27 protein-coding genes are annotated in these 25,715 nt (G+C 54.9%); 14 read left to right on the top strand and 13 right to left on the bottom strand.

From position 1 onward, the window contains the following. The first annotated feature begins 366 nt into the window (after window positions 1–366). The 4 genes from PQU98_RS11730 (at window position 367) to PQU98_RS11715 (ending at window position 3,341) form a co-directional block, all read left to right on the top strand. Window positions 367–828 carry a hypothetical protein gene (locus PQU98_RS11730; RefSeq protein WP_272745128.1) on the top strand — a complete coding sequence of 154 codons (462 nt, stop codon included), beginning with the start codon at window positions 367–369 and terminating at the stop codon, window positions 826–828. A gap of 118 nt (window positions 829–946) precedes the next feature. Further along, entirely contained in the window at window positions 947–1,615 is a 669-nt protein-coding gene (locus PQU98_RS11725; RefSeq protein ID WP_272745127.1) for a LolA family protein, read from the top strand. A gap of 302 nt (window positions 1,616–1,917) precedes the next feature. Next, entirely contained in the window at window positions 1,918–2,718 is an 801-nt protein-coding gene (gene xth / locus PQU98_RS11720) for an exodeoxyribonuclease III (RefSeq protein WP_272745126.1), read from the top strand. A 164-nt stretch (window positions 2,719–2,882) separates the two neighbouring features. Next, on the top strand, window positions 2,883–3,341 hold the full coding sequence (locus tag PQU98_RS11715; protein WP_272745125.1) for a hypothetical protein: 459 nt from the start codon (window positions 2,883–2,885) through the stop codon (window positions 3,339–3,341). A gap of 90 nt (window positions 3,342–3,431) precedes the next feature. Here the strand turns inward: PQU98_RS11715 and PQU98_RS11710 are convergent, their stop codons facing one another. Further along, complete coding sequence (locus PQU98_RS11710; protein WP_272745124.1) at window positions 3,432–4,118, bottom strand: response regulator transcription factor; 687 nt, start codon at window positions 4,116–4,118, stop codon at window positions 3,432–3,434. Window positions 4,119–4,166: 48 nt separating this feature from the next. Between PQU98_RS11710 and PQU98_RS11705 the strand changes: the two genes are divergently transcribed. After that, on the top strand, window positions 4,167–4,700 hold the full coding sequence (locus PQU98_RS11705) for a L,D-transpeptidase family protein (protein ID WP_272745123.1): 534 nt from the start codon (window positions 4,167–4,169) through the stop codon (window positions 4,698–4,700). 16 nt (window positions 4,701–4,716) lie between these two features. Here the strand turns inward: PQU98_RS11705 and PQU98_RS11700 are convergent, their stop codons facing one another. Further along, window positions 4,717–5,400, bottom strand: coding sequence for a YggS family pyridoxal phosphate-dependent enzyme (locus PQU98_RS11700; protein ID WP_272745122.1), 684 nt, complete (start codon window positions 5,398–5,400; stop codon window positions 4,717–4,719). Here PQU98_RS11700 and PQU98_RS11695 point away from each other — a divergent pair. Next, complete coding sequence (locus tag PQU98_RS11695) at window positions 5,399–6,100, top strand: thiamine phosphate synthase (RefSeq protein WP_272745121.1); 702 nt, start codon at window positions 5,399–5,401, stop codon at window positions 6,098–6,100. The two genes, PQU98_RS11700 and PQU98_RS11695, sit on opposite strands and share 2 nt — an antisense overlap. A gap of 12 nt (window positions 6,101–6,112) precedes the next feature. Here PQU98_RS11695 and PQU98_RS11690 read toward each other — a convergent pair whose 3' ends face one another. Beyond that, window positions 6,113–6,565 carry an NtrZ family periplasmic regulatory protein gene (locus PQU98_RS11690; protein ID WP_272745120.1) on the bottom strand — a complete coding sequence of 151 codons (453 nt, stop codon included), beginning with the start codon at window positions 6,563–6,565 and terminating at the stop codon, window positions 6,113–6,115. Window positions 6,566–6,974: 409 nt separating this feature from the next. On the opposite strand from PQU98_RS11690, the gene PQU98_RS11685 reads away from it, so the two are divergent. The 4 genes from PQU98_RS11685 to holA are packed head-to-tail and all read left to right on the top strand — an operon-like array spanning window position 6,975 to window position 11,681. Continuing rightward, the gene (locus tag PQU98_RS11685; protein WP_272745119.1) at window positions 6,975–7,478 is read left to right on the top strand and encodes a DUF3576 domain-containing protein; all 504 of its coding nucleotides are present in this window, start codon (window positions 6,975–6,977) and stop codon (window positions 7,476–7,478) included. Window positions 7,479–7,526: 48 nt separating this feature from the next. Further along, window positions 7,527–10,103, top strand: a complete 2,577-nt coding sequence (gene leuS / locus PQU98_RS11680) for a leucine--tRNA ligase (RefSeq protein WP_272745118.1) — start codon at window positions 7,527–7,529, stop codon at window positions 10,101–10,103. A gap of 6 nt (window positions 10,104–10,109) precedes the next feature. Further along, window positions 10,110–10,613, top strand: coding sequence for a hypothetical protein (locus PQU98_RS11675; protein ID WP_272745117.1), 504 nt, complete (start codon window positions 10,110–10,112; stop codon window positions 10,611–10,613). 15 nt (window positions 10,614–10,628) lie between these two features. Then, entirely contained in the window at window positions 10,629–11,681 is a 1,053-nt protein-coding gene (gene holA / locus PQU98_RS11670) for a DNA polymerase III subunit delta (RefSeq protein WP_272745116.1), read from the top strand. Window positions 11,682–11,813: 132 nt separating this feature from the next. Here the strand turns inward: holA and PQU98_RS11665 are convergent, their stop codons facing one another. The 10 genes from PQU98_RS11665 to hemE all read right to left on the bottom strand — a co-directional run bounded on the left by PQU98_RS11665 (window position 11,814) and on the right by hemE (window position 22,185). Continuing rightward, complete coding sequence (locus tag PQU98_RS11665) at window positions 11,814–12,722, bottom strand: ParB/RepB/Spo0J family partition protein (RefSeq protein ID WP_272745115.1); 909 nt, start codon at window positions 12,720–12,722, stop codon at window positions 11,814–11,816. 21 nt (window positions 12,723–12,743) lie between these two features. Beyond that, window positions 12,744–13,562 (bottom strand): ParA family protein, encoded by an 819-nt coding sequence (locus PQU98_RS11660; protein WP_267524687.1) that lies wholly within the window; start codon window positions 13,560–13,562, stop codon window positions 12,744–12,746. Then, window positions 13,552–14,184, bottom strand: coding sequence for a 16S rRNA (guanine(527)-N(7))-methyltransferase RsmG (rsmG, locus tag PQU98_RS11655; RefSeq protein ID WP_272745114.1), 633 nt, complete (start codon window positions 14,182–14,184; stop codon window positions 13,552–13,554). The genes PQU98_RS11660 and rsmG overlap by 11 nt, the downstream gene beginning before the upstream one ends. 17 nt (window positions 14,185–14,201) lie before the next feature. Next, complete coding sequence (gene mnmG / locus PQU98_RS11650) at window positions 14,202–16,076, bottom strand: tRNA uridine-5-carboxymethylaminomethyl(34) synthesis enzyme MnmG (RefSeq protein WP_272745113.1); 1,875 nt, start codon at window positions 16,074–16,076, stop codon at window positions 14,202–14,204. Window positions 16,077–16,214: 138 nt separating this feature from the next. Continuing rightward, on the bottom strand, window positions 16,215–17,549 hold the full coding sequence (gene mnmE / locus PQU98_RS11645) for a tRNA uridine-5-carboxymethylaminomethyl(34) synthesis GTPase MnmE (protein WP_272745112.1): 1,335 nt from the start codon (window positions 17,547–17,549) through the stop codon (window positions 16,215–16,217). Between the two features lie 9 nt (window positions 17,550–17,558). Beyond that, window positions 17,559–17,810 carry a DUF6489 family protein gene (locus tag PQU98_RS11640; RefSeq protein WP_272745111.1) on the bottom strand — a complete coding sequence of 84 codons (252 nt, stop codon included), beginning with the start codon at window positions 17,808–17,810 and terminating at the stop codon, window positions 17,559–17,561. A 143-nt stretch (window positions 17,811–17,953) separates the two neighbouring features. After that, the gene (gene rho, locus PQU98_RS11635; RefSeq protein WP_368408154.1) at window positions 17,954–19,348 is read right to left on the bottom strand and encodes a transcription termination factor Rho; all 1,395 of its coding nucleotides are present in this window, start codon (window positions 19,346–19,348) and stop codon (window positions 17,954–17,956) included. A 320-nt stretch (window positions 19,349–19,668) separates the two neighbouring features. After that, complete coding sequence (locus PQU98_RS11630) at window positions 19,669–20,115, bottom strand: CopD family protein (RefSeq protein WP_272745110.1); 447 nt, start codon at window positions 20,113–20,115, stop codon at window positions 19,669–19,671. Between the two features lies 1 nt (window position 20,116). Further along, a complete protein-coding gene (hemH, locus tag PQU98_RS11625) occupies window positions 20,117–21,145 on the bottom strand; it encodes a ferrochelatase (RefSeq protein ID WP_438263876.1) in 1,029 nt (342 codons plus the stop codon). Next, window positions 21,142–22,185, bottom strand: a complete 1,044-nt coding sequence (gene hemE / locus PQU98_RS11620; protein ID WP_272745108.1) for a uroporphyrinogen decarboxylase — start codon at window positions 22,183–22,185, stop codon at window positions 21,142–21,144. Before hemE ends, hemH begins: the two co-directional genes overlap by 4 nt. 484 nt (window positions 22,186–22,669) lie before the next feature. On the opposite strand from hemE, the gene PQU98_RS11615 reads away from it, so the two are divergent. From PQU98_RS11615 to coaE, 4 genes are all read left to right on the top strand, one after another. Continuing rightward, window positions 22,670–23,539, top strand: coding sequence for a pyruvate, water dikinase regulatory protein (locus tag PQU98_RS11615; RefSeq protein ID WP_272745107.1), 870 nt, complete (start codon window positions 22,670–22,672; stop codon window positions 23,537–23,539). Window positions 23,540–23,653: 114 nt separating this feature from the next. Further along, window positions 23,654–24,244 (top strand): Maf family protein, encoded by a 591-nt coding sequence (locus PQU98_RS11610; protein WP_272745106.1) that lies wholly within the window; start codon window positions 23,654–23,656, stop codon window positions 24,242–24,244. Further along, window positions 24,241–25,086, top strand: coding sequence for a shikimate dehydrogenase family protein (locus PQU98_RS11605; RefSeq protein ID WP_272745105.1), 846 nt, complete (start codon window positions 24,241–24,243; stop codon window positions 25,084–25,086). The genes PQU98_RS11610 and PQU98_RS11605 overlap by 4 nt, the downstream gene beginning before the upstream one ends. Next, complete coding sequence (gene coaE / locus PQU98_RS11600; protein WP_272745104.1) at window positions 25,083–25,712, top strand: dephospho-CoA kinase; 630 nt, start codon at window positions 25,083–25,085, stop codon at window positions 25,710–25,712. The genes PQU98_RS11605 and coaE overlap by 4 nt, the downstream gene beginning before the upstream one ends. The last annotated feature ends 3 nt before the right edge of the window (window positions 25,713–25,715 follow it).

The following is a 25,715-nucleotide window of genomic DNA, read 5'->3' as shown; positions in this document are numbered from 1 at the left end:
GCCCCTAGAACCGGAACTTAAGAACCTCCCCTGATGCAGGGGAGCCGGGCGGCCGTTGCCGGTGGCAGGCGATCCATTAGAATCGGATGACGGGTGGGGTTAAATGTCAGCCTGTGCGCGTCTCAACAATTGGGCTTTCGTTTCTGACCAAGGACGGCCAGTTGGTGAGTTTAGCCCACCAGTAATAAGCCCACGCATTATATTCTTGCTGGCCTCATTCGGAGTCTTAAGGACAAGATTTCGAAGCGAAGTGTTTGTAGCCGTGGTTATAAAACGAAAATAACATCGATTATAGAAAGCGCATATAACTTTACGCCATTCCGGTATGTAGTTATGATCACGTAGAAAACTTTGTGGGGAAATCTAATGTCCAAGCCTATTTTTTGTAGCCTTGCCGTCTCGGCAGGTCTGTTTTTCAGTGCGTCTGCGCAAGCGGGTGTGTACGGCGACGACCTAGGTAAATGCCTGGTCAAATCAGCCAGCGCAAAGGACAAGACTGATCTTGTTCGCTGGATGTTTTCAGCCATAGCCTTGCATCCGGATATCAGTAGTCTTTCAAATATTACGCCTCAACAGCGTATAGATATTGATAAGCAAGGCGGCGCTCTCTTTGTCCGTTTACTTGCAGAAGACTGCCGCACGGAAGCCATTGCTGCCATAAAATATGAGGGGCCAAATGCTATCGAAAGCGGCTTCAAACTTTTGGGTGAGATTGCCTCAGTTGGCTTGTTCACGGCTCCGGAAGTCGCTGCGGGCTTGGAAAGCCTAGCTGCCAATATGGATATGGCAAAAATCGAAAATCTGGCCGCTGAAGCGGCTAAACCTTAATTGTCATTCACGCCCCATTCAGGCCAAATCCGCTAAACCATAAATCACCGTCGAAAAAATGCCGTTCTAAACGTTTAAGGCATTCGATAATTATGATTTTGGATTTATGGGTAAGCTTATGACGCAACATACCAAACGTGCTTTCATTCTGGGGCTGACGGCCCTTGCCGCCACCCCTGCCCTGCCCGCGCTCGCCCAGAACAAAACCACCGGCACCACATTTGTGCGTGTGCCGACCTTTGCGGCTGAGGATCAGGCCCGTATCAAACGCGCCACCGCCTATCTGCAAGCTTTAAGCGCTGCCTCCGGCCGGTTCGAGCAGACCGATTTTCGTGGCCGCGTGACCACCGGTCAGTGGTGGCTGCAACGGCCGGGCAAGATCCGCTTTGAATATGACGCGCCCTATTCCGTACTGGTCGTGGCCGACGGCAAGAATGTCAATATGTGGGACCCGCGCCTGAAATCGTTTGATCAGTACCCGCTATCTTTCACGCCATTGTCGCTGTTTCTGTCGAAGCAAATCCGTCTGGATCAGGGCGTTATCGTCACCGAAGTCACCCGCACCACCGACGGGTTTCGCCTCAAAGCCCGCGATCGCCGCAAGGACGTCGAAGGCGCTATCACCATGACCTTCCGCGATCAGGGCGGTAAGCTGACGCTTGGCGACTGGACGGTGGTTGATGCGCAGGGTAAATCGACCCGCGTCAATCTGCTGACGCTTAACACCGCCGCATCCCTCAAACCGTCGTTGTTTGTGCTCAATAAGCCATCAGCCTCCCGAAACTGATACGCCTGACGGGGGAATTTAGCCCTTGCGAAAAACCGTAAGGGTGTTACGGTTTCGTCATATGCTGAGGCAACCTGCTTAGGTTAGCGGCTTTGCAGAGCCCGACGCATCTCTCTTGTGTGCATTTCCTTACGCTTTCGTGTTAAATGCCAATCCTTTAAGGCCCGCCCTGTTTGCAGAGCGGGCTTTTTTCTTTATATGCGCTTAATATGCGCTCAGAGGCCGCGCAGGCTCCTCGCATAAAGCTCGGGCGGGCGCCCTTGCCAAACCTTACGGTTTGGAAATTTCATACTGGAGACTCTATGCGATTGTCAGTGGTGTCATGGAACGTCAATTCGGTGCGCCTGCGCATGGAGCAGATTGCCAAATTCCTCAATTCCATTGATGCCGACGTCATCTGCCTTCAGGAAATCAAGTGCCAGGAGCATGAGTTTCCGCGTCAGGCCTTTGCCGACATAGGTTTTCCGTACATTCATATCGCCGGTCAAAAAGGCTGGCACGGCGTCGCCATCGCCTCACGCTACCCATTTGAAGCGAATGAGCTTTTGCCATTTTGTCGCCGCGGCGAAGCCCGCGTTCAGGCGATTGTGGTCAGCGGCGTCGAAATCTGGAACTTCTATATCCCCGCCGGTGGTGATGTGCCGGATCGGGCCGCCAATGACAAGTTCGACCACAAATTGGAGTTCTATGAACGCGTCAGTGCCCATCTGAAAACCCGCAACAAAGACCATCCGCTGCTGATCTGCGGCGATCTCAATATCGCCCCCGGTGAATTTGATGTCTGGAGCCACCGCCAGATGCTGAAAATCGTCAGCCACACTCCGCAGGAAATCGACGCCTTCGGTGAGTTCATAACTTCGGGTGAGTTGTATGATCCGTTCCGCGACGCCTATCCTGTGCCCGAAAAGATTTTTACATGGTGGAGTTACCGTGCTGCCGATTTCCGCAAATCCAACCGCGGCCTTCGGCTGGATCACATTCTGCTTAATCCGGCGTTGAAAGCCCGCACCACCGGCGATATCACCGCTAAAATCCACGACTGGGTGCGCGAGTGGGAGCGCCCGTCCGACCACGCCCCTATTCAGGTAGAGTTTACGATATGACCTCAAGAACTCCCCCTGAAGCAGGGGGAGCTTCTGTTTAAGCTGGCTTAAACAGAAGAGGGGGTTATTCTTTGCCGGGGGTTAACCCCACCCGTCATCCGATCCCAAGGAATCGTCTGCCACCCTCCCCTCCTTGAGGGGAGGTTCTAATTAAAGGCCACACAATGACTGAAACGACCCCGTTAGAAGCCCAATTGCCTGCCCATATCTTAGCCAAGGCTGATTTTCAGCATGGTGAATATGCCTGGCGGGTCAAAGACATCCCCGAAGTCATCAAGGCCGTGGCCGATGCCGGTTTTCTGAACCTTGGCGGCCAGCTTCAGATCCGTATTCCGGGATGTATTGGCGAATGTGACTGGGTTGACGCTGATCCGGCCGCAATGGTGCCACCTGACCTGCCGTGGGACGTGCGCGTACGCATGGCGGCTGAGCTATCCCATCAGGAAATGACCGACCTGCAACAGCACTTTGATTTTCATCAGCAAATCCGTGAAGCCTTCCCCGCCCACGTCGAGCCTTATCTGGCCAGCGGCGGCAAAATCGAAGACGCCACCTGGTTCGTCTGGTACGTCATGGACGAAGCGGGCGATAAGGCGTTTCAGGAAGCCCAAACAGAAGAATAGCCACAAAAAATCCCGCAGGCTTTGACCTGCGGGATTATCTTTTACCGTTCAAAGTACGCTAAGCGCAGAGAGGGACTTTGAACGGAGATATTAAAACTGCAACCTATACCCGCCCGCGTCGGTCATCAGCAGCCGCGCATTGGCCGGATCGGGTTCGATCTTCTGACGCAAGCGATAGACGTGGGTTTCAAGCGTGTGGGTGGTGACGCCGGCATTATAGCCCCAGACCTCGGTCAGCAGTTCTTCGCGCGTAATCGGTTTGCCGCCCGCCCGATAGAGATATTTGAGGATGTTGGTTTCTTTCTCGGTCAGGCGCACTTTTTTCTGGGCCTGATCGATCAGCAGCTTCAGCGCCGGTTTGAACTCATACGGCCCGATGCGGAAGGTGGCGTCCTCTGACGTTTCGTGGCTGCGGACCTGCGCACGAATGCGGGCCAAAAGCACTGCAAACCGGAACGGCTTGGTCACATAGTCATTGGCGCCCGCGTCCAGCCCCAAAATCTGATCGGAATCTGAGGCCTGCCCGGTCAGCATGATCACCGGCGTGGTCAGGCCCGATTTGCGCAGCAGGCGGCAAGCTTCGCGCCCGTCCATATCCGGCAGATCGACATCCAGCAAAATGATATCGGCATTGATCGTCTTACCCAACCGAATGCCTTCGGTGCCGTTATTGGCCTGGGTCACTTTGAACTCTTCGTGCAGCTCAAGCTGTTCAGCCAGAGCTTCGCGCAGTTCATCGTCGTCATCAACTATAAGCAGGGTTTTTTGTTGCACCATATTCCTGTAACTTATTTTTCTTTGAGTTTTGCCAACAATAGTGACGAAATGGTCAAGATTTTTACCGCAACCGCCCATGATATACCAGAGCAAAACCGCGGAGAGGTCTCTCTAAACCAACATAGGGTGCGTTGCGCGCTGGGGAAAGAGGGCGTTATTGCCGCGGATCAGAAAAGAGAGGGCGATTTACGCTCTCCGCTGGGGGTCTGGCCAATAAGGTTTGTATATTATCGCCCCGACCGGATCGCACCGCCGAAGACCGTGCTTCCGCTTGTGGCGCTCACGCCCGATGACGGCTGGTGCGACGATGCGGCGGATGAGGCCTACAACCAGCCGGTCAAACTGCCCTATAAGGCGCGCACGGAAAGCCTTTGGCGCGAAGACCATGTCTATGATGTCATTATCGTGCTCGGCTATAACGATGATCCGGTCGTGCCGGGGCATGGGTCAGCCATCTTTGCCCACGTCGCGCGCGCGGGTTATGTCGGCACGGAGGGTTGTGTGGCGATGAAAATCGAAGATGTTCTGACGCTTCTGGAACTGGCCGAACCGGACAGCGCAATTGAGATCAAATCTGCGTGAGTATTGCGTGTACTGACTAGCGATGGCCAAAAATAGCCGTGCCGACCCGAATTTCGTTCGATCCAAACCGTAACGCGACTTCGAAATCGTCACTCATGCCATAGGACAGGTGGCCGATCCCGTTGCGGGCGGCAATTTTTTGCATCAGGGCATAGTACGGCCCCTTGGGGCCATCAACCGGCGGGATACACATCAGCCCCTCAATCTTTAACCCGAAAATGCTGCGGCAATTGTGCAGGAACTGATCGGCCTCTGAGGGTAAAATCCCTGCTTTTTGAGGCTCTTCGCCGATATTGACCTGAATGAATAACCGCGGGCAGCGGCCTTTTTTTTGCACCGCATCAGCAATAGCGCGCGCGATTTTTTCACGATCGACGGTTTCGATCACATCGAAAAAGGCGACGGCCTCTTCGGCCTTATTGGACTGCAACGGCCCGATCAGGCGCAGATCTAAATCAGCATAAACATCGTCCCGCACCGGCTCCCACCGCTCAATGGCCTCCTGCACACGGTTCTCGCCAAAGGTACGGTGGCCCGCCAATAATACCGGCTCAATCACCTCCCAGGGCTGGTTTTTAGACACGGCGGTCAAGCGCGCAGCCCCTGACGGGCGAGCAGCAAGCTTTAAGGCCTTCGACATTTGCGCTACAATGCGGCCGTAAGCGACGGCCGATGCCGCCGGCTGGGTGCTGATGACCATGACCTACAAAACCCGTTTTGCATTCCTGATGAATAAGGCCAAAGACATAGCCCGAAGTGCGCATATGTCCAGCCCCCTGATACATCTCAATGGCCATGCCCCGCAGATTCAGGGTCATGAACCTGCGGCGGATCTGCCGCCACTGTTCTTTTTCACCGACCCTGAGCGTACTCCGCACCCGGAAGATGTCGCCAGCCTCCTGCCCGAAAATTGCGGCATTATCTATCGCAGCTTTGGCGACAAACATGCCTCTGCCCACGCCCGTGTGCTTAGAAGCATAGCCGAGCAGCGCAGGTTGAAACTTTTCATCGGCAACGATGTCGATCTGGCTCTGGAGGTCGGTGCCGACGGCGTGCATTTGCCGGAACGTAACCTGGAGGCCGCGACAGACATACGTCGCCTGCATCCACAGCTTTACATCACCGCCGCCTGTCATAGCTTGGCTACTCTGAACAACGACGGGATTAATGCGCTCGATGCTGTGTTTATTTCGCCAGTATTCGCGTCAAACAGTCCGTCGGCCAACGGAGCTGAGCCTTTAGGTGCCAAGGGGGTTAAGGCCTTTTGCGAGCTGTCGCCTGTGCCGGTTTATGGTCTGGGCGGTATCGGCGTGGATACGGTTGACGCGTTAATGGGCACGGGCTTACGCGGCCTGGGCGCCGTCGATGCGTTTATGATCGAAGATGAGATGAGGGTTTAAGTCGTAAAACGCTTAGAATTTAAAACGGGTTTCCAGACGGACGCGCGGTTTGTCCTCAGACTCCTGCTGCTGCTTGGTCACTGGCTTCAAGGCGTTGGTTTTTTCACCAAAGCCCACTGATCCGCCCACACGCAGCTTGGGGTTCACCTTATAAAAGGCCCCGGCTTCGACATCATTCCAGCCGGATGGACGAACCGGTTGCTCGCTGACATCGACCTGCACGCCCCAGCGGCCACGGCCGTTGAGCTGGATCGACTTGGATTGAGGTTTGTTGAAATTCGATGCCGGACTGACAGCGGGCTCAGCCGTCACGTTGGAGGCCAGCGCCAGAGTGGACTCAGAGAGTCCAGCCACCTGAGTAGATGCGGACGGTTTTGCGGATTTACCCTGAGCAAGCGCAGGCATAGCCGTACCAGCCAGCGCCAGCACTGCAACTCCTGCCAATATTTGCCCGAACCGTTTCATCTTTTATACTCGTTAGAACGCGCTACACGACCTGAATATCGTCCGTACCAGGCTAAAGTCACCCTTAGTCAGATTTTGCGACGGATATATGTCAAAAATCAATTAAGTCTGATCATATCAGTGGTCAAGCCAATCACGAAGAGTCAAACCGGCTATGCCGGATTCGCTCAGACAATGTGTTACTTTAGCAACGCCTTATGGCTAACCGAGCTTAACCGTTCTGATCTGAGTTTAAGTTCACGAAACGCTTGTCAGACCCCCGCATCGCCATGCTATAGAACGCTCAACGGTTGCCAAATGACGTTTTAGCAGCCATTTAATGCGGTTAATAATCTTGACACACTTAAGTCCAGTTTCGCGACGATAAGGGTGATCATCCTAAAAAGACTAATGCGGAGTGATCCTTCAGATGACCATTATTCGTAGCGCAGTGTTTGGTTTTACCGCGTTATCCCTGCTTTCCTTGAGCGCCTGTTCGACCTTCGCCAAAAAGGATGACACCGCACCTGTGGCTACAGGGTCCGAGAGCAAGGGCTTTCTGGGCCTGTTCAGTGGCAACAGCCAAACTTCGACCAACACAACCGAAGCCAGCATCGGGGTGAATGCCTATCTGTGGCGCGCGTCGCTCGATACCATTTCCTTTATGCCTCTGGCCTCGGCCGATCCGTGGGGCGGCGTGATCATTTCTGATTGGTACGCTAATCCTGAAAAGCCCGATGAGCGTTTCAAGACCACGGTCTATATTCTGGACTCGCGTCTGCGCGCCGACGCGCTCAACGTCACGGTCAATAAGCAGGTCATGCAAAATGGCGGCTGGATTGACTCAGCGGTATCGGCCCAGACTGAAATCGACGTGGAAAACGCCATCCTGACCCGTGCCCGTCAGTTGCGTCTGTCCAACGTCAATAAGTAATAACCAGACCGCTTTTTAAGCCTTAACTTCCCAAAACCCACCGGTTTAATGTCACGTTATAATCCCAAAGAGTCCGAACCCCGTCAGCGTCAAAGATGGGATGATGAAGGCGTGTTCCTGACACGCACCCCCGAAGACGCTAAGGGCAAGGACAAATATTATGTCCTTGAAATGTTTCCCTATCCTTCGGGCCGGATTCACATGGGCCATGTGCGCAACTACGCGATGGGTGACCTTGTCGCCCGTTATAAGCGTGCACGCGGCTTTAACGTGCTGCACCCGATGGGCTGGGATGCGTTTGGGATGCCGGCGGAAAACGCGGCTATGGAACGCGGCATCCACCCCAAGGGCTGGACATACGACAATATCGCCGCCATGCGCGCGCAGTTGCAACGCTTAGGCCTGTCGATTGACTGGACGCGCGAATTTGCGACCTGTGATGCCGCCTATTACGGTAAGCAGCAAAAGTGGTTTCTTGACCTGCTGAAACACGAACTGGTCTATCGTAAGGAAAGCGTCGTCAACTGGGACCCGGTTGATAATACTGTGCTGGCCAATGAGCAGGTCATCGACGGTAAGGGCTGGCGCTCCGGTGCGGTCGTCGAAAAGAAAAAGCTGACCCAGTGGTTCCTCAAGATCACCCAATATGCCGATGACCTGACCGAAGGGCTGGAAACACTCGACCGCTGGCCGGATAAGGTGCGCCTGATGCAGGCCAACTGGATCGGCCGTTCCAAGGGTTTGCGCTTTAAGTTTCAGTTTGCTGAGCCGCGCACCGACCTGTTTGAAACCGGCCTTGAGGTCTATACCACCCGACCGGATACGCTTTATGGCGCGGGCTTTGTGGCCGTGGCCGCCGATCATCCGCTGGTCAAGACCCTTCCGCAAACGCCTGAATTGACGGCATTTCTGGAAACCGTCAAACGCGGCGGCACCACTCAGGAAGAGATTGATACCGGCGAAAAGCTTGGGTTCAATACCGGCCTAAAGGTTGTGCATCCGTTCGATGCCCATAAGACACTCGATATCTGGATCGCCAATTTCGTCCTGATGGACTACGGCACCGGCGCCATTTTCGGCTGCCCCGCCCATGATCAGCGCGATCTCGATTTCGCCCGCAAATACGACTTGCCGGTGATTGAGGTTGTCCTGCCACACGGTGAAAACCCCGACGTGTTTAAGGTCGGTACAGAGGCCTATACTGGCCCCGGCACGATCTTTAACTCCGGCTTCCTCGACGGACTGGATATCGAAACGGCCAAGGAAACCGCGATTGCCGCCATTGAGGCCAAGCATCTGGGCCGCGGGGCGACCGTCTATCGCTTGCGTGACTGGGGCGTATCGCGTCAGCGCTATTGGGGTTGCCCGATCCCGGTCATTCACTGCGATGACTGCGGCGTCGTGCCGGTGCCGGACGATCAATTGCCAGTGACCCTGCCCGAAGACGTAACCTTTGATGTGCCCGGTAATCCGCTGGATCGTCACCCGACCTGGAAGCACGTTAAATGCCCGCACTGCCAAAAGGATGCGCGCCGCGAAACCGACACGCTTGATACCTTTGTCGACTCGTCATGGTATTTCGCCCGCTTTACCGATCCGAAGGCTTTAGCACCGATCGATAAGGCCGCAGCGGATTACTGGCTGCCGGTTGATCAGTATATCGGTGGCATCGAGCACGCCATCCTGCACCTGCTCTATTCGCGCTTTATTACGCGAGCGCTCAATACCTGTGGCTATCTGGATGTGAAGGAGCCGTTTGCCGGCCTGTTCACCCAAGGCATGCTGACCCATGAGACCTATAAGACCGCTTCCGGTGACTGGGTCGAACCGGCTGATGTCGAGTTGACGGCTGAAGGCAATAAACGCACCGCCATTAAACTCTCGACCGGTGAAACGCTTAAAATCGGCGACATTGAAAAAATGTCAAAGTCGAAAAAGAATGTCGTCGCTCCCGAAGACATTTTCGATACCTACGGCGTCGATGCCGCGCGTCTGTTCGTTTTGTCGGATTCGCCGCCTGAGCGCGACGTGCAATGGACGGCGTCGGGCGTCGAAGGGTCGTGGCGCTTCACCTCGCGCGTTTGGGATCAGGTTGACAGTTTTCCGGCGGAACATATTACCGCAAAAAACGAGACTGCCGCGCAGGAAATTCGCAAGGCCGCACATAAGGCCGCCAAATTCGTCACAGACGGTTTTGAGTCGTTCCGCTTTAACTCGGCTATCGCAAAACTATATGAATTTGTTAATGTTTTGCGCAATTCTGATGTCAATGAGACCGGCACCGAGGCCCGCCGTGAAGCCCTCACGATCCTCGCTGGACTGATCGCCCCGGTGACACCGCATCTGGCCGAAGAATGCTGGACACGCCTGGGCCACGACGGACTGATCGTTGACGCCGCCTGGCCGAAGTTCGATCCGGCCCTGGCGCAGGACGATGTTTACACCCTGCCGGTTCAGGTCAACGGTAAGAAGCGCGGCGAGCTTCTGGTCAGGCTTGGAGCGACCGAAGAAGAAATCCGCACATTGGCGCTTGAAGATGAAGCCGTTAAGCGACATCTTGAAGGCGTTACGATCCGTAAGGTCGTGGTGGTGCCGAACCGCATCCTGAACTTTGTCGTAGGATAACAGGTCATGATAAAGCCCGCTAAAGCTGTACTGATCGGCACCGCCCTTATAGGCACCGGTGCTCTCTTAAGCGCCTGCGGGTTTCAGCCGCTCTATGCCGATCGTGGTCTGGTGACCACATTGTCGCAAGTCGATATTGTTGTCCCCGATACCCGCACCGGCTATTTCCTGAAACAGGATCTGTCCAAGGGCTTGCTCGAAGATGCCAAGGCTGCCAAGCGCTATAAGTTGGAGGTCACCCTGACCGAGCGTCGTTTCGGGGTCGGTCTGGGGCTTGATGATACGGCGTCGCGCTACGAGATCTCGAACGCCGTGGCCTATAGCCTGACGGATCTGACGACCCGGCAAGTGGTTTATAAATCGAATTTTGTCGACGCCACCACCTATGACGCCGCCGAAAGCCCATATGCGTCTATGGCGTCACAGCAGGACGGACAAGAGCGCGCCGCCGTCGGCATTTCGCAAAAGATTCAGGCCGATCTGGCGCTCTATTTCCACAATAAAAAGTAAGCGGAATATCCGCTTATGAAGCTGGTTAAACGTCCTGAAATCGAAGCCTTCCTGGCCAAGCCGCAAGCGCCGATCAATGCCTGCCTGATCTATGGTAAGGATCGCGGGCAGGTTTTAGAACGCGCCAATCTGCTGGCCTCAAAGATCGTGGCTGATCCCAAAGACCCGTTCAACGTCTCTATCCTGACCGACAGCGATATCGACCATGATCCGGCGCGTCTTGATGACGAACTGACGGCGCAGTCGCTGATGGGCGGGCGGCGTCTGGTGCGCATTAAGTTCAGTTCGGAAAAGGCTACGCTCGATAAGGCCATTGCCGCCAGTCTCAAGGCCCATGCCGCCGGTGAGTTTAACCCCGACGCCTTTTTCCTGATTGAGGCCGGCGGATTGGGCACGGATTCCGCCCTGCGCCGGCAGGCCGATAACGATAAACACGTCGCCTCCATCGCCTGTTACGAAGACGAAGCTGGCGATGTGGCGCGTATGACCCGCGAAACCCTGCAGCAAAACGAGGTCAGCCTCAGCCCCGAAGCGCTCGACATCTTTGTGGCCCGCCTGCCGCGTGAGCGCGGTGTTGCCCGTCAGGAGATTGAGCGTCTGTGCCTGTTTATAGGGCCGGGCTCAAAGCGCACGCTGGATGCCAAGACCTTAGAGGATTTCTTAGGTGTAGAGCCCGAAGCGTCGCTGTTTCAGGCGGCTCAGGATGCCTTTGGCGGCAAGATGAAACCCGCACAGGCGGCCCTGCGCCGGGCCTTTGCCGAAGGCGAAGCCGGTACTGATGCCGTGCGCGCGCTCAGCGGCCATTTTGCTAAAATCCGCCTGATCCAGACTCTGATCGGGCAAGGCATTGGCGCGAAAGAAGCCGCGAAATCGGCCGGGGTTTTCTGGAAACAGGAAGCCGAATTCTTGCGTCAGGTCAGGTCGTGGCGCGAAGATGTGCTTGACCCTATCGCCCGCGAACTGATTGAAACCGACAAGGCCTGTAAATCGACGGGTATGCCCGATCTGCTGATCTCTGAGCGGCTCTATATGAGCATAGCCGGACGCGCCAAGCGGCTTGGACTCTAAGAACTCCCCCTGTTGCAGGGGGAGCTTTCATTTGATATCTCAAATGAAAGAGGGGGTAAACTATCAGAAGCATTAACCCCACCTCCGGCCCTGCGGGCCACCTCCTCCGCTGAAATCAGGGGAGGTTCTTTTTCACGACATCTTCATCAGGCGGCGGCAGACCTCATCAAGCTGCTCCAGCGACGCATAGCTCAGGCGCAACTCGCCCTTACCGCCCTTATCGTCCAGCCGCACCTTAAGGCCCAGAACATCCTGCAAATCCTGCTGCAAGGCCTTGGTGTCCGGATCGTCCCAATGCCGAGGTTTTGAGGTTTTAGACGTCGTGCCCTGCCCTTGCTGTCGAGCCAGAACCTCAGCCTGACGCACCGACAGGCCCTTTTCGATGATCAGTTCAGCCAAGACTGCCGGATCGGATGCGGTGGCAATGGCGCGCGCATGACCGGCGGACAAACGGCCTTCGAGAACATGATCCTGCACACTTTCGGGCAGGTTCAACAGACGCAACATATTGGCGATGTGCGAGCGGCTCTTGGACACCACCTGCGCCACCGCATCCTGCGTGCGCCCAAAGCGTTCCATCAGCACCTTATAGGCCTTGGCTTCTTCGATAGCGTTCAGGTCTTCGCGCTGGACGTTTTCGATAATGCCGATTTCCAGCACCTCAAGATCATCCAGATCCCGCACCAGCACCGGCACATTGCGCAAGCCCGCTTTTTGGGCGGCCCGCCAACGGCGCTCACCGGCGATGATCTGAAACTCATTCGTCCCTGCAATCGGGCGCACCAGAATGGGCTGCAAAACACCTTTTTCACGTATCGATGCCGCCAGACTGTCGATTTCAGCGTCACTGAAAACCTTACGCGGCTGATCCGGATTGCGTTTCAGCAACTCAATCGGCTGCTCCAGGCTCATTGAAACCGGCCCTACCGGTGCGTCCGCCGATTTGGTTTCAGCCTGCGGCGGTGTGACCGGCACGGGTGTTGCGGCTTCCCCCAACAGCGCTGACAAACCCCGGCCCAAACCCCTGTGTTTTTCTGACATATCAATTCCATTAAAGTTGGGTTAGGCCGCCAGTTGGCGCTTACGGCGTTTTTCACGGGTGACCACTTCTTTGGCCAGCTTTAGATAGGCCTGACTGCCCGAACATTTAAGGTCATAAATCAGCGCCGGTTTGCCGAACGATGGCGCCTCAGACACCCGCACATTACGGGGAATAACCGTCTCATAGACCTTTTCACCGAAGTGACCACGCACATCTTGCGCCACTTGCCCTGACAGAGCATTACGGCGATCATACATGGTCAGCACAATCCCTTGTATCTCAAGCTTGGGATTAAGGCTGCCACGCACCAGATCTATGGTGCGCATCAACTGCGTCAGACCTTCGAGCGCGAAAAACTCACATTGCAGCGGCACCAGAACCGCATCGGCCGCCGACATGGCATTGACGGTCAACAGGTTAAGCGACGGCGGGCAGTCGATCAGCACGTAGGAATAGAGCATCTCGAATTCCGCCATGCGATCCAAAGCATCGCGCAAACGATAGGATCGGCGCTCGGCCTGCCCCAGTTCGATTTCAACACCTGACAGATCGGGGTCGGACGGCAGGATATAGAGGCCCGGCACCAGGGTCTTAATCGCCATATCGCCGATCGGTTGCTGATCAACAATCACGTCATAGATGGTGGTGGTGCGGGCAGACCGGGGCACACCCAGGCCTGTCGAGGCATTACCCTGCGGGTCGAGATCGATCAGCAGCACGCGTTCACCCACCGCGGCCAGTGCTGTACCCAGATTAATCGCGGTCGTGGTTTTGCCTACGCCACCTTTTTGGTTGGCGATGGCAAGGACCCGGGGTTTTTGGATGGCCTTATCTGACATGTTTCAAACTCCGGATATGCACCACACGCCCGCGCGGGTCGCTTAGAGATGAATACTTGTTTGAGGCGAATTGCCAAGCCTTTTCGGCCTCAATCAGTTCGCTATCCACATTTTCACCTTTCAGAAACCATCCTTCAGCACCACGTGAAAAAAAGCCCTCAGCAAAGCCCAGCAGTTTTGGTAAAGGCGCCATGGCCCGGGCCGTTACCACATCGACTTTGAGCTTAATATTCTCAGCCCGGTCGTTGATAACGGTGGCGGGCAGATCAAGCATTTTCACGACATCGCTCAGGAACAGGCAGCGCTTGGTCAGGCTGTCGATCAGATAGACATGTGGTTTGATGTCTGACGGTTCGGCGTGCTTCAAAAGTATGGCCAGTACCACGCCGGGGAACCCTGCCCCCGCGCCCAGATCAGCCCAGACTTTAGCCTCCGGCGCGTGGTTGAGTAACTGGGCGGAATCGAGCACATGCCGCGACCAATAGTGCGGCACCGTGGCAGGCCCAACCAGATTCATGACCTCGTTCTTATCGGCCAATACCTGTTGAAAGCGGGTAAGATCAGCGATGGCCTCATGTTTCACGTGAAACACCAGATGCGACACCATCTGTTCAGGCGTCATAGGTACACTGTCACTCATCAGGCAACACGGGCTTTCAGGCCACGCACATGGAACAGCAGCGCCGTCAAAGCTCCGGGTGTCATGCCCTCAATCCGGCCGGCCTGACCAACAGTCTTTGGGCGGATACGGTTAAGCTTTTCGCGAGCCTCGTTCGACAGAGCGCCGATGGCATTGTAGTCGAGGTCATCTGGCAGCTCGAGATTTTCATCCTTACGGAAGGCATTGATCTCGGCTTCCTGACGGCCCAGATACCCGGCGTATAGCGCGTCGATTTCGACCTGCTCAAACAGGTGATCGGCCCAGCCGCATATTTCTGGCCAGATGGCTTCCAGCTTTGCGCGGTCACAGGTGTCATAGGCCAAAAGCTGCATGACATTGCGTTTTTGGCCATCGCTATTGACCTGAATGCCGTGGGCACGGGCTTCATTTGGCGTCAGTTTGAGTTCAGCAGCTCTGACCCGAACCGTCGCCAGTTCAGCCTTTTTCGCCATCCAGTGGCTTTTACGCGCCTCACCCATCATCCCGATTTTGAGCGCGATATCGGATAAACGCTGATCGGCATTATCGGCCCGCAGCTTCAGGCGGAACTCCGCTCGGCTGGTAAACACACGATAGGGTTCCGTCACGCCCTTAGTCACCAGATCGTCGATCATCACGCCGATATAGGCTTCATCCCGCCCAAGGATCGTGGGCGCATAACCGCCCGCCAACGCCGCTGCATTAATACCGGCCATAAGCCCCTGCGCCCCCGCCTCCTCATATCCGGTCGTGCCGTTAATCTGTCCCGCCAGGAACAAACCCGGCAGTTTTTTCAATTGCAAGGTCTGATAAAGTTCACGCGGATCAACATAGTCATATTCAATGGCGTAGGCGTAGCGCTTAATAACCACATTTTCCAGCCCCACAATCGTCCGCAAAAAAGCTTCCTGAGTGGCCTCAGACACCGAGGTCGAAATGCCGTTAGGATAGACCGTATCGTCGTCATAACCTTCGGGTTCCAGGAAAATCTGGTGGCTAGTCCTGTCGGCAAAGCGCACGACCTTGTCCTCAATCGACGGGCAATAGCGTGGCCCGCGGCCCGACAGATAGCCGCCGTAAACCGCCGATTCATGCAGATGGTCTTCGATGATCCGGTGGGTCACGGCATTGGTATAGGTGATCCCGCAGGTGATCTGCGGGCGGTCAATCTTAGCCGTCATCATCGAGAACGGCTGGATTTGAGTGTCGCCTTCCTGTTTTTCGAGGATGTCCCAGTTGATGGTTTTCCCATCCAGACGCGCGGGCGTGCCGGTTTTCAAGCGACCCATATCCAGTTTCAAATCATATAGCTTCTGTCCGAGGCCGTTGGCTGGCTGGTCACCAAACCGGCCGGCAGAAATACGCTTTTCGCCGATATGGATGATCCCGCGTAGAAAGGTGCCGGTTGTTAGCACGACCGCCTTGGCATGGTATTCACCGCCATTGGCATCGATAACCCCCACCACCTGATCATCATTCAGGATCAGATCTTCGACCGCCGCGGCTATGATGTCGAGATTTTCAGTGGCAAACAGTTCGGCCTGCATGGCCTCGCGGTAAAGTTTGCGGTCGATTTGCGCCCGTGGACCGCGCACCGCCGGCCCTTTGGAGCGGTTCAGCACCTTAAACTGGATGCCGCCCTTGTCGGCCATGCGGCCCATAACCCCGTCCATAGCGTCGATCTCACGCACCAGATGGCCCTTGCCCAAACCCCCAATCGCCGGATTGCACGACATTTCCCCGATGGTTTCAAGGCGATGGGTCAACAGCAGGGTTTTGGCACCCATGCGCGCCGATGCGGCCGCCGCTTCGCAGCCTGCATGGCCTGCGCCGACGACAATGACATCCCAAAAGCGCAAAGGGGATTGCGACATGTTCGGTACAAACTTTCAAATGACTGAATGGACGCTGCCTATATCAGATAGGAGCCTGTCCGTCGAATCTTCAGAGGTTAAGGTGGCAATAATCTTCATTAACGAAGTGTTTCACGTGAAACATGACCACGGGCCAATTTATTTGCCGATACAGAAATTTGAGAAAATATGGTCCAGTACCTGCTCTACATCTGTGCGGCCATAAAGGGCATCAAATCCGCTCATGGCTTGGCGGATATCTTCGGCCATCAGTTCAGGCACCTGAAACCCAACCCCCAAGGCCCGCTCCAGACTGAGGTCGATATCCCGTAGGCGTTCAAAGTGCCGTTCGCGGGTCGCTGCCGGGAAGCTCGACAGGGACAGGGCCTGTTCCAGATGGCTTTCCAGCGACTGCCGAATGTCTTTCACGCCCTGCTCGGTTGTCAGATCGGTCTCAAAAATATTGAGGCCCAACCCAACGAGCGTTTGCTTGATCGCATCGCGTGTTGCCGCCGGTGACCGATCGGCCTTGTTCAACACCAGATAATCACCGCTTTGTAACTCGGGCTGTTGGTCAGAAAGTGGTTCAGAACTATCGATAACCCAGATACGCAGGTCTGCCTGCTCTCCCCTGATGCGCGCGCGCCGGATGCCTTCGGATTCCACCACATCATCAGTTTCACGCAAGCCAGCCGTATCATAGATCAGGGCGCTATAGGCACCGATATGAATATGGGATTCAATAACATCACGCGTTGTGCCGGCAATGGGTGTCACTATAGCCGCATCAGTTTGCAGAAGCGCGTTAAACAAGCTCGACTTTCCGGCATTGGGTTTACCTAAGATCGCGATGCGGAAGCCTTCGCGAATTTGGCGGCCCTTACACGAGTCATTGATCGCTCGCCCGATTTCGGACTTCAGGGTGATGATTTCACCCAGCACCTGATCAGCCAGTTGCTGCGGAATATCCTCGTCCGGAAAATCGATCAGCGCCTCAATGTGCGCCAGAATTTTTAGCAGATCACCATGCCAGGTCTGGTACTGAACCTTCAACCCGCCGTCCAGTTGCGTCAGCGCCTGCTGTCTCTGGGCTTCGGATTCCGCATCGACCAGATCAGCAATAGCTTCGGCCTGGGTCAGATCCAGTTTGTTGTTTTCAAATGCCCGCCGGGAGAATTCACCGGCCACGGCGTGACGCAGACCCACCTCGTTGAATATATGATAGAGCCGATCCAGAACCGCCCGCGAACCATGCACATGAAGTTCGGCACAGTCTTCACCGGTAAAACTGTTCGGGCCTTTAAAGACCAGCACCAGCGCTTTATCGATCAGGTCGCCTTGCCAGGTCAACGCGCCATAAGTGGCAAAACGCGGCTTTGGTAAACGACCCAGTAGAGCCGTGACCACCTCAAACGCCTGCGGGCCAGAAATGCGGATAACTGACACGCCCGCCCGGCCCTGTGCGCTGGCCAGAGCAAAAATCGTATGTTTCACGTGAAACACCTACTTTTTGGGAAACCCGCTTAAACCGGCCGAAGCAGACATCTGAAACAGCTTAAGGAAATTATCCTGCATCTGAACGCCCAGACCCGACCAGGTCTTAAGCAATTCTTCGGGCTGCATCTGGTGGATATTCTTTTCAAAGCTGGCGCGGGTTTGTTCGACCAGAAACTCATTCAGCGGGGCTACATCCGGCAAGCCCAAAAATGCGCGGGCTTCTTCAGGTGTACATTCGCAGTTTACAGTGACTTTCATCTCTATCTCCCAACAAAGGCAAAACATAATTTCCTGATCACAATGATAATCTTATTGTGATCAGGCAAGGGCGACCGCCCGTCCGAGCTATTGCGAGGAGCCTGCGCGGCCTCTGAGCGCATAAACAACCTGATGCTAACGCATCAGGTATTCATGCTTTGGAAGAATTCGCCATTGGTTTTTGTCTGGCGCAGCTTGTCGATTAAGAACTCGATCGCATCCTGCGGGCCCATCGGGTTCAGGATACGGCGCAGAACGTAGGTCTTTTGCAGCACATCCTTCGGCGTCAGCAGGTCTTCCTTACGGGTACCGGACTTTAGAATATCCATCGCCGGGAAGACGCGCTTGTCGGCCACTTTCCGATCGAGCACGATTTCCGAGTTACCGGTTCCCTTGAATTCTTCGAAGATAACTTCGTCCATGCGTGAGCCGGTATCGATCAGGGCGGTCGCGATAATGGTCAGAGAGCCGCCTTCCTCGATATTACGCGCGGCCCCGAAAAAGCGCTTCGGACGTTGCAGAGCATTGGCGTCAACACCGCCGGTCAGCACCTTACCTGACGATGGCACAACGGTATTATAGGCACGGCCCAGACGGGTGATGGAATCGAGCAGAATGACCACATCGCGCTTATGTTCGACCAGACGCTTAGCCTTTTCGATCACCATTTCGGCGACCTGAACGTGGCGGGTCGCCGGCTCATCAAAGGTCGAAGCGATGACTTCGCCGCGCACGGTGCGCTGCATGTCGGTCACTTCTTCCGGACGCTCATCGATCAGCAGAACGATCAGATAACACTCAGGGTGATTGGCGGCGATGGATTTGGCGATGTTTTGCAGCATCATCGTCTTACCGACCCGCGGCGGGGCCACGATCAAACAGCGCTGGCCCTTACCAAGAGGCGCCACTATATCGATGATACGACCGGAACGATCCCGGATGGTCGGATCTTCCATTTCCATGGTCATGCGCTCATCAGGATAGAGCGGCGTCAGGTTATCGAAATGAACCTTATGGCGGGTGGCTTCGGGGTCTTCGAAATTGATGGTCGCGACTTTAAGCAGCGCGAAATAGCGCTCACCTTCACGCGGGCTGCGGATCTGGCCTTCGATAGTGTCACCGGTGCGCAGACCATAGCGGCGGATTTGTTGCGGGCTGACATAGATGTCATCGGGGCCCGGCAGGTAGTTGGCTTCGGGCGAACGCAGAAAACCGAACCCGTCCTGGAGCACTTCGATCACGCCGGAACCTGAGATTTCGACACCCTCTTCGGCCAGAACCTTGAGGATGGCAAACATCATGTCCTGCTTGCGCATATTGTTGGCGTTTTCAACACCGAGCGTTTCCGCGAACGCCAGCAGATCCGCCGGGGATTTTTCCTTCAGTTCCTGAAGCGACATGGACTGCGGATTGGCGATCTCTTCGGTGCCGTCCCCAGACTCATCACCTTCAGACTCATCGCCGTTAAGTTCCAGTTCGGTCTCTTCGGCCTCTTGCTCAGGCGTCGGTTCAAATTCGTTTTCGTCTTGCATAGACATGGTCTCACGATGGCGGCGTCCGCGAATAACCCCAGACGGTTTGTCTGCGATACGCGAACCCCATAAGGTTTATATAGGGCGCTTAATAGCGAAGCGCCTTGAATGAATTGTTCTTGAAAAGGCCAACCAGCAGAACCGTGGCGCCTGTCTTAAGATTTGAGGATCAGATTAAAACCCGATACATACTCAATTTGAGCGGAACCCTTACACCACGCTGAATTTCGGTCAAGTCAATTGTGGGTTTGGCGCTCAAGCAGCATACGGGGCCGCCCGAGCGGCGGTAGCGCAACTAAAATGCCCCACGCCCCATTAGAATAGTATTACGCTCCGAACTCCAGAGTCACTGCCAGAACCATAATGATGGCAATGACAAACGGCACTTCGTTGACAATACGCCAGTATTTTTCGGTACCGATATTGTCCCCACGGTCGAGTTTTTTAAATTTAGCGGTCAAATAATGATGCCAGCCGGTGATGGCGATAATCCCTACGATCTTAGTCAGAAACCACGCCTGCGTCAAAAACTCCGGGCCCCTCGCCTTATAATCGATATAGATCAGGCCGGCCCCAAATATCCACGCCGCAATCATAGCCGGGTTCATAATCAGCTTTATCAGTTTACGCTCCATCACCCGAAAGACGGAAACGACCTCAGCCTTATCTTGGTTATGAATGTGATAGATGAATATCCGCGGCAGATATAACAACCCTGCCATCCACGCGATCACCGACAGGATATGCAGGGCGCGAAACAGATCGTAGTTCATCTTAAGCCGCCTTTAGTTTCGGGCAGTGGCTGTGGCAGGTTGCACAGGCATGGTCGCTGATGACCGCCTCGGTCGTTGCCAGCGCTTTCAGAATCTGATCGCCCAAGGCGCGGATATAGTCAGGGTTCGTGCCCACTGCCGGCACCCGGATATAGGACGAAACACCGGCCACATCAGCCAGATGCTTATATTCGATGTCGAGTTCAACCAGGGTTTCGATATGTTCCGACACAAAGGCAATCGGCACCAGAACGATGTTTTTGCCTGATTGACCTGTCTGAGTGATAGTCTCATCGGTCGCCGGTCCGATCCATTTCAATGGCCCTACCCGGCTCTGGTAACAAATCACATGGTCGATATCGGTTTTAAGTTCAGCCATCACCTTGGCCACGGTCGCTTCGACCTGCGCCTGATAAGGATCACCTTCCTGGATGACTTTTTCTGGTAACCCATGCGCCGAAAACAGAATCCGGTAGCCATCCGGGTTTTTGATATCCTTGATGGCGGCGCGGATCAGATCGACCTGCGCCTTGATGAAAAAATCGTTTTCCGGATAGCAACAGACCGCCGTGACCTTGGCGCGGCCCTTATAGGCTTTTTTGAAAGCCGACAGTGACGACAAAGTCGTGGTCTTTGAAAACTGCGGATAGAGCGGCAGAAGCACAATCTCATCCGGCCCCCACGCGTCGATGTCTTTGACGGTATCCTCAACAAACGGATGCCAGTAACGCATGCCAATAAAGGTCTTAACCTCAGCGCCCTTAATGGTCTTTTCCGCATACGCCGCCAGCGCGTTTGCTTGCGCCTGGGTTTGCGCCAGTATCGGTGAGCCGCCGCCCATGAAATTATAATTGGCCTGAGCCGGTTTTTCGCGCGTCGTCGATATCATCCGCGCTACGAAATGACGCAAGCCAAACGGCAAGCTGATGATATATTTGTCTTTGAACAGATTGTAGAGAAACGGTTTGACGTCCTTTGATTCCAGAGGTCCGCCCAGATTGAACAATAAAACCGCAACTTTTTTCATCAGCCTCTGATCCGTTTCAGTGCATTTTCGACATGGGCAATCGGCGTATCCAGAAAGATACCGTGACCCAGATTGAAGATGTAAGGCCCCTGCCCCCATGCCTCAAGTAACCGGTCGATCGCGGCATCGAGCGCCTGCCCGCCTGATCTTAACACTACGGGATCGAGCGCGCCCTGGATTGGTTTTAATTTTTGTAAGTCACGACCCAGTTTCAGCGGCGTGGCGGTACCAAGCGCCAGAGCCTCGACATTGACCGCTGCAAGGTAATCAAACAGCCGGACCTCAGACCCGCGCGGAAAACCAATGATGGGTAAGGTCACGCCAAGTTCCCTCACCCGTGCGATCAGCTTTTTGTGCGGCTCAATGATCAGTTCGTTAAAGTAAGGATCGGGCAGACCTTCCGCCCAGCTTTCAAAGATTTTCAACACCTGCGCACCGGAATCGGCCTGCATCTTCAGGTAATGGGCCGAGGCTTCGATAACGATATCCATCAGTTGCGCGACATAGACCGGATTGTCATAGACAAAGGCGCGGATCAGGGTGCGATCCTGCGCTTTGCGACCATTGAGCATGTAGGTCATGACGGTCCACGGCCCGCCACAAAACCCGATCAGCGTCGTCTTATCAGCATCCAGTGCTGACCTCACCCGCATCAGGGTTTCACCGACATTTTTAAGGTGTATGCCCGCCTGCCCGGCCAGATCGCGCATGGCCTCTAACGCGGGTAGTTCTCCAAGCACCGGCCCCTCACCGGCTTCAAAGGCTACGTTTTGACCTAAGGCCTGTGGAATGACCAGAATGTCGGAGAATAAAATCGCCGCATCGAATCCAAAGCGCCTAATCGGCTGCAAAGTGGCCTCAGCCGCCTTCTCCGGATTGAGGCAGAATGAGATAAAATCAGGCGTGGTGGCGCGTAGGGCTTTGTACTCTGGCAGGTAGCGTCCGGCCTGACGCATAAACCATACCGGGGGTATGGCTTGGGTCTGGCCATTTAAGGCTTTGAGAAGCGGCGCCTTAAGGGTCGGGGAAGGTTCAATCGTCATATCTGCCACAACTATCTGGGTCAAGTCTGCCGTATTATCCGGATATGGGCTCCAATGACATAATAAAATAATAAAAGGAAGCAGTGGTAGTAGGTGGCTTAATGAACGGGACAATTTAGCGCACGCCCGCGCTTATCACGGGTTTTTCACAGTGCGAAATTAATGAAAAATTTATGTTTCACAGCCTGTGAAAAGGCGGGATAATTAACCAAATATTAGGAATCCTTAAAAAATTCTTAATTCTTAACGGGAGGTAAATATACAGGGTTAATGAAAGATTAACTTACTCACAGTGGGCTCGATATAAAACCCCCAGATCGCAGGATTGGGGAAAATCAGAGGGCGCTTGCAGGATATCTTAATCCTTTTCCCCAATCAGAGGGGAGGTGAGTGGCGCTTGACTTGACGGGGGAATTACGCACGAACTTATACGCGGGTTTTCCCCAAATTCGGTACACAGATATATTTTTGAAAGCCTGATCTTATGACCTCGGACAGCCTGAAAACCTTATCCTCTAAGATAGGCACCTATTTTCATGTCCATCTGGTCTCGGATTCCACAGGCGAAACGCTTAACGCTCTGGCTAAGGCGGCTGCGGCCCGTTTTGAAGGCATTTTACCGATTGAACATATCTATGTGCTGATCCGTTCACCGAAGCAGCTTGATAGGGCGCTGGTCGAGATCGAAAGCTTTCCGGGCATTGTGCTGCATACGATTGTGGATTCTGAATTGCGCACCAATCTGGAAATCCGCTGCCGGGAATTGGATATTCCGGCGATTGGTGTACTTGATCCGATGGTGGTGGCGTTTTCGCGCTATCTGGGGGCGGCGGTCTCCAAGCGGATCGGTGCTCAGCATAATCTTGATAATGAGTATTTCGAGCGTATCGAAGCCTTGAACTATGCCATCGCTCATGATGACGGCGCTCTGGCCGACCGTCTGGCTCAGGCTGAGGTCATTCTGGTCGGGGTATCGCGTACCTCAAAGACACCAACCTGCATCTATCTGGCTCACCGCGGCATCAAGGCGGCTAATATTCCGCTGGTGCCGGGCCGGCCCCTGCCCGAAGAAATCGATAATCTGACCGAACCCTTGATTGTTGGCCTGATTGCCTCACCGGAGCGGCTGATTTCGATCCGCAAAAACCGGCTGCTGTCGCTCAACAATGACGACCGGCCGTCGACCTATACTGATACCGAGGCCGTCCGAAATGAGATCATCGCCGCCCGCCGGTTTTTTGAGCGTAAAGAGTGGCCGGTGATCGATGTCACCCGTCGCAGTATCGAAGAAACCTCAGCCGCGATAATTAGTTTGTTGAACGAGAAACGCACAGGTCGTTTAGGCGGGATTTAAGCAGGGGACTTGTCCCCTGCACCCCGAAACTATAGTCAGGGCTAATCTGGTTAGCCGATACAACACCAAGTTACGGGTGCAGGGGGCTAGCCCCCTGCAAAAAGGCCTTACTTTATGACCTTAATCCTTGCCTCCGGCTCTAAAATACGCGCCACCTTGCTGACCAATGCCGGTTTAAGCTTTGACATCATCCCCGCCCATATCGACGAAGAGGCGATTAAGGATGAGTATCTGGCGCGCGCACATAGCCCGAAATCGGTGGCGTTGAAACTGGCGCAGGAAAAGGCGATCCACATATCCTTGCGTCACGATGGCTTGGTGATCGGTGCGGATTCGGTGGTTGAAATCGAACGAGACCTGATCAGCAAATCAGATAATTTTGATCAGGCTAAGACACTATTGAAGCGTTTTAGCGGTCAGACCCATTATCTTCATTCGGCTGTTGCTCTGGCGCAGGGCGGGCAGATTGTGTGGTCCCATGTCGGCACGGCGGAGCTGAGCGTACGCCGTCTGAATGATGCCTTTATCGACACCTATCTGGCGCAAGCTGGCGAAGAGGTGTTGAAAAGTGTCGGCTGTTACCAGCTCGAAGGGCTGGGCCTGCAACTGTTTGATGACATTCGCGGCGATTATTTTACAATTCTGGGCCTGCCCATGCTGCCACTGCTGAACCAATTGCGTCATCTGGAGGTCATTGCATTATGATTGAGACCTTACCCACAGGGGCAGCCAAAGTGGCCGGCGTGGTTGGCCAGCCGATCCATCAGTCTTTAAGCCCGTTTCTGCATAATGCCTGGTTGCGTGAATTGCGCCTCAATGGGGTCTATGCGCCGTTTAATCCAAAGGACGAGCACGGCTTTGAACGCCTTATCCTGTCGTGCCGTACCAACGGTATTAAGGGGCTGAATGTCACGGCACCGTTTAAGGAAATCGCGCTGAAACTGGCCGACAGCTATTCCGATATCGCGCTGGCCTGTGGATCGGCCAATCTGCTGACCTTTGATGATGAAGGCCATGTCCATGCCGATTCCACCGATGGCTTTGGCCTGATCCGGGCGTTTGAGCTGCAATCGCCGGATTGCGATTTGACAAAGCCGGTGGCCATTATGGGGGCAGGGGGTGCGGCGCGCGCGGTCATTGCCGCCCTGTTGGCCAAGGGGTGCACCGATGTGCGCATCGTCAACCGCACCATTGCCCGCGCCGAAGAACTGGTGTTTGCGTTTAAGGACGGCGTGTCGGCCTATGATGTCACCCAGATCGACCGGGCATTTGACGGGGTGAGCGCGATCATCAATGCTGCGTCCGGCGGGCCATTACCCTTGTTTGATAAGGCACCCGATACGGCGACCGCGATGGACATGACCTATCGGCCGTTGAAGACCGCCTGGCTACAGGCCGCGGAGGCGAGGGGGCTTAAGCTGGTCGATGGCCTGAACATGCTGATCGAACAGGCGCGGCCGTCGTTTGAAGCGTTTTATGGCGTGGCACCGCCCGTTGAGTTTGATATCCGCGATCTGGCCCTGCGCTATCTGGGAGAGGTTATGTGACCAAAAAGCCTGTAATAAGGCTGGGCCTGACCGGCTCAATCGGCATGGGCAAATCGACGGTCGCAAAGATGTTTGCTGATCTGGGCGTGCCGGTCTGGGATGCCGATGAGGTCGTCCATCGGCTTTATGCGACATCACAGTCCCTGAAAGACAAGCTATGCGCGGCGTTTGGGGTGATCCTGACCGACAACAGCATTGACCGCGCCCGTCTGTCGGAGATCCTGAAAGCCGATCCGTCAAAATTTGCGGTGCTGGACGCCATTGTGCACCCTCTGGTGCGCGAAGATCGCGCAGCCTTTATGGAAACCCACAGGGATGAGGCGCTGGTGATCGCTGATATCCCTCTGCTCTATGAGACCGGTTCCGAGAAAAACCTCGACTATGTTCTGGTGGTTAGCGCACCGCCTGAAGTTCAGAAGGCGCGCGTCTTGGCCCGACCCGGCATGACCGAGGCCAAGTTCAATGACATATTGTCGCGCCAGATCAGCGATGCGGAAAAGCGCAAGCGCGCCGATTTTCTGATCCTGACGGATCAACCGCTTGAGGCCACTCGTACTGACGTGGTGAGCCTGCATCAAAAATTACTGTCCGGCAGTATAGACAAATCAGATCAAACCGGCCGATAGAAA

The organism is Asticcacaulis machinosus, assembly GCF_028550435.1.
In the GTDB taxonomy this organism is placed as follows: domain Bacteria; phylum Pseudomonadota; class Alphaproteobacteria; order Caulobacterales; family Caulobacteraceae; genus Asticcacaulis; species Asticcacaulis machinosus.
The sequence above is the reverse complement of the archived record's forward strand: the minus strand, read 5'-3'. Positions and strand labels throughout refer to the sequence as shown.

Bases quoted from the DNA above. Each gene is read 5' to 3' on its own strand.
- PQU98_RS11730 (WP_272745128.1), top strand. From the start codon at position 367: ATGTCCAAGCCTATTTTTTGTAGCCTTGCCGTCTCGGCAGGTCTGTTT.
- PQU98_RS11725 (WP_272745127.1), top strand. From the start codon at position 947: ATGACGCAACATACCAAACGTGCTTTCATTCTGGGGCTGACGGCCCTT.
- xth (WP_272745126.1), top strand. From the start codon at position 1,918: ATGCGATTGTCAGTGGTGTCATGGAACGTCAATTCGGTGCGCCTGCGC.
- PQU98_RS11715 (WP_272745125.1), top strand. From the start codon at position 2,883: ATGACTGAAACGACCCCGTTAGAAGCCCAATTGCCTGCCCATATCTTA.
- PQU98_RS11710 (WP_272745124.1), bottom strand. From the start codon at position 4,118: ATGGTGCAACAAAAAACCCTGCTTATAGTTGATGACGACGATGAACTG.
- PQU98_RS11705 (WP_272745123.1), top strand. From the start codon at position 4,167: ATGGTCAAGATTTTTACCGCAACCGCCCATGATATACCAGAGCAAAAC.
- PQU98_RS11695 (WP_272745121.1), top strand. From the start codon at position 5,399: ATGACCTACAAAACCCGTTTTGCATTCCTGATGAATAAGGCCAAAGAC.
- PQU98_RS11700 (WP_272745122.1), bottom strand. From the start codon at position 5,400: ATGGTCATCAGCACCCAGCCGGCGGCATCGGCCGTCGCTTACGGCCGC.
- PQU98_RS11690 (WP_272745120.1), bottom strand. From the start codon at position 6,565: ATGAAACGGTTCGGGCAAATATTGGCAGGAGTTGCAGTGCTGGCGCTG.
- PQU98_RS11685 (WP_272745119.1), top strand. From the start codon at position 6,975: ATGACCATTATTCGTAGCGCAGTGTTTGGTTTTACCGCGTTATCCCTG.
- leuS (WP_272745118.1), top strand. From the start codon at position 7,527: ATGTCACGTTATAATCCCAAAGAGTCCGAACCCCGTCAGCGTCAAAGA.
- PQU98_RS11675 (WP_272745117.1), top strand. From the start codon at position 10,110: ATGATAAAGCCCGCTAAAGCTGTACTGATCGGCACCGCCCTTATAGGC.
- holA (WP_272745116.1), top strand. From the start codon at position 10,629: ATGAAGCTGGTTAAACGTCCTGAAATCGAAGCCTTCCTGGCCAAGCCG.
- PQU98_RS11665 (WP_272745115.1), bottom strand. From the start codon at position 12,722: ATGTCAGAAAAACACAGGGGTTTGGGCCGGGGTTTGTCAGCGCTGTTG.
- PQU98_RS11660 (WP_267524687.1), bottom strand. From the start codon at position 13,562: ATGTCAGATAAGGCCATCCAAAAACCCCGGGTCCTTGCCATCGCCAAC.
- rsmG (WP_272745114.1), bottom strand. From the start codon at position 14,184: ATGACGCCTGAACAGATGGTGTCGCATCTGGTGTTTCACGTGAAACAT.
- mnmG (WP_272745113.1), bottom strand. From the start codon at position 16,076: ATGTCGCAATCCCCTTTGCGCTTTTGGGATGTCATTGTCGTCGGCGCA.
- PQU98_RS11640 (WP_272745111.1), bottom strand. From the start codon at position 17,810: ATGAAAGTCACTGTAAACTGCGAATGTACACCTGAAGAAGCCCGCGCA.
- rho (WP_368408154.1), bottom strand. From the start codon at position 19,348: ATGTCTATGCAAGACGAAAACGAATTTGAACCGACGCCTGAGCAAGAG.
- PQU98_RS11630 (WP_272745110.1), bottom strand. From the start codon at position 20,115: ATGAACTACGATCTGTTTCGCGCCCTGCATATCCTGTCGGTGATCGCG.
- hemE (WP_272745108.1), bottom strand. From the start codon at position 22,185: ATGACGATTGAACCTTCCCCGACCCTTAAGGCGCCGCTTCTCAAAGCC.
- PQU98_RS11615 (WP_272745107.1), top strand. From the start codon at position 22,670: ATGACCTCGGACAGCCTGAAAACCTTATCCTCTAAGATAGGCACCTAT.
- PQU98_RS11610 (WP_272745106.1), top strand. From the start codon at position 23,654: ATGACCTTAATCCTTGCCTCCGGCTCTAAAATACGCGCCACCTTGCTG.
- PQU98_RS11605 (WP_272745105.1), top strand. From the start codon at position 24,241: ATGATTGAGACCTTACCCACAGGGGCAGCCAAAGTGGCCGGCGTGGTT.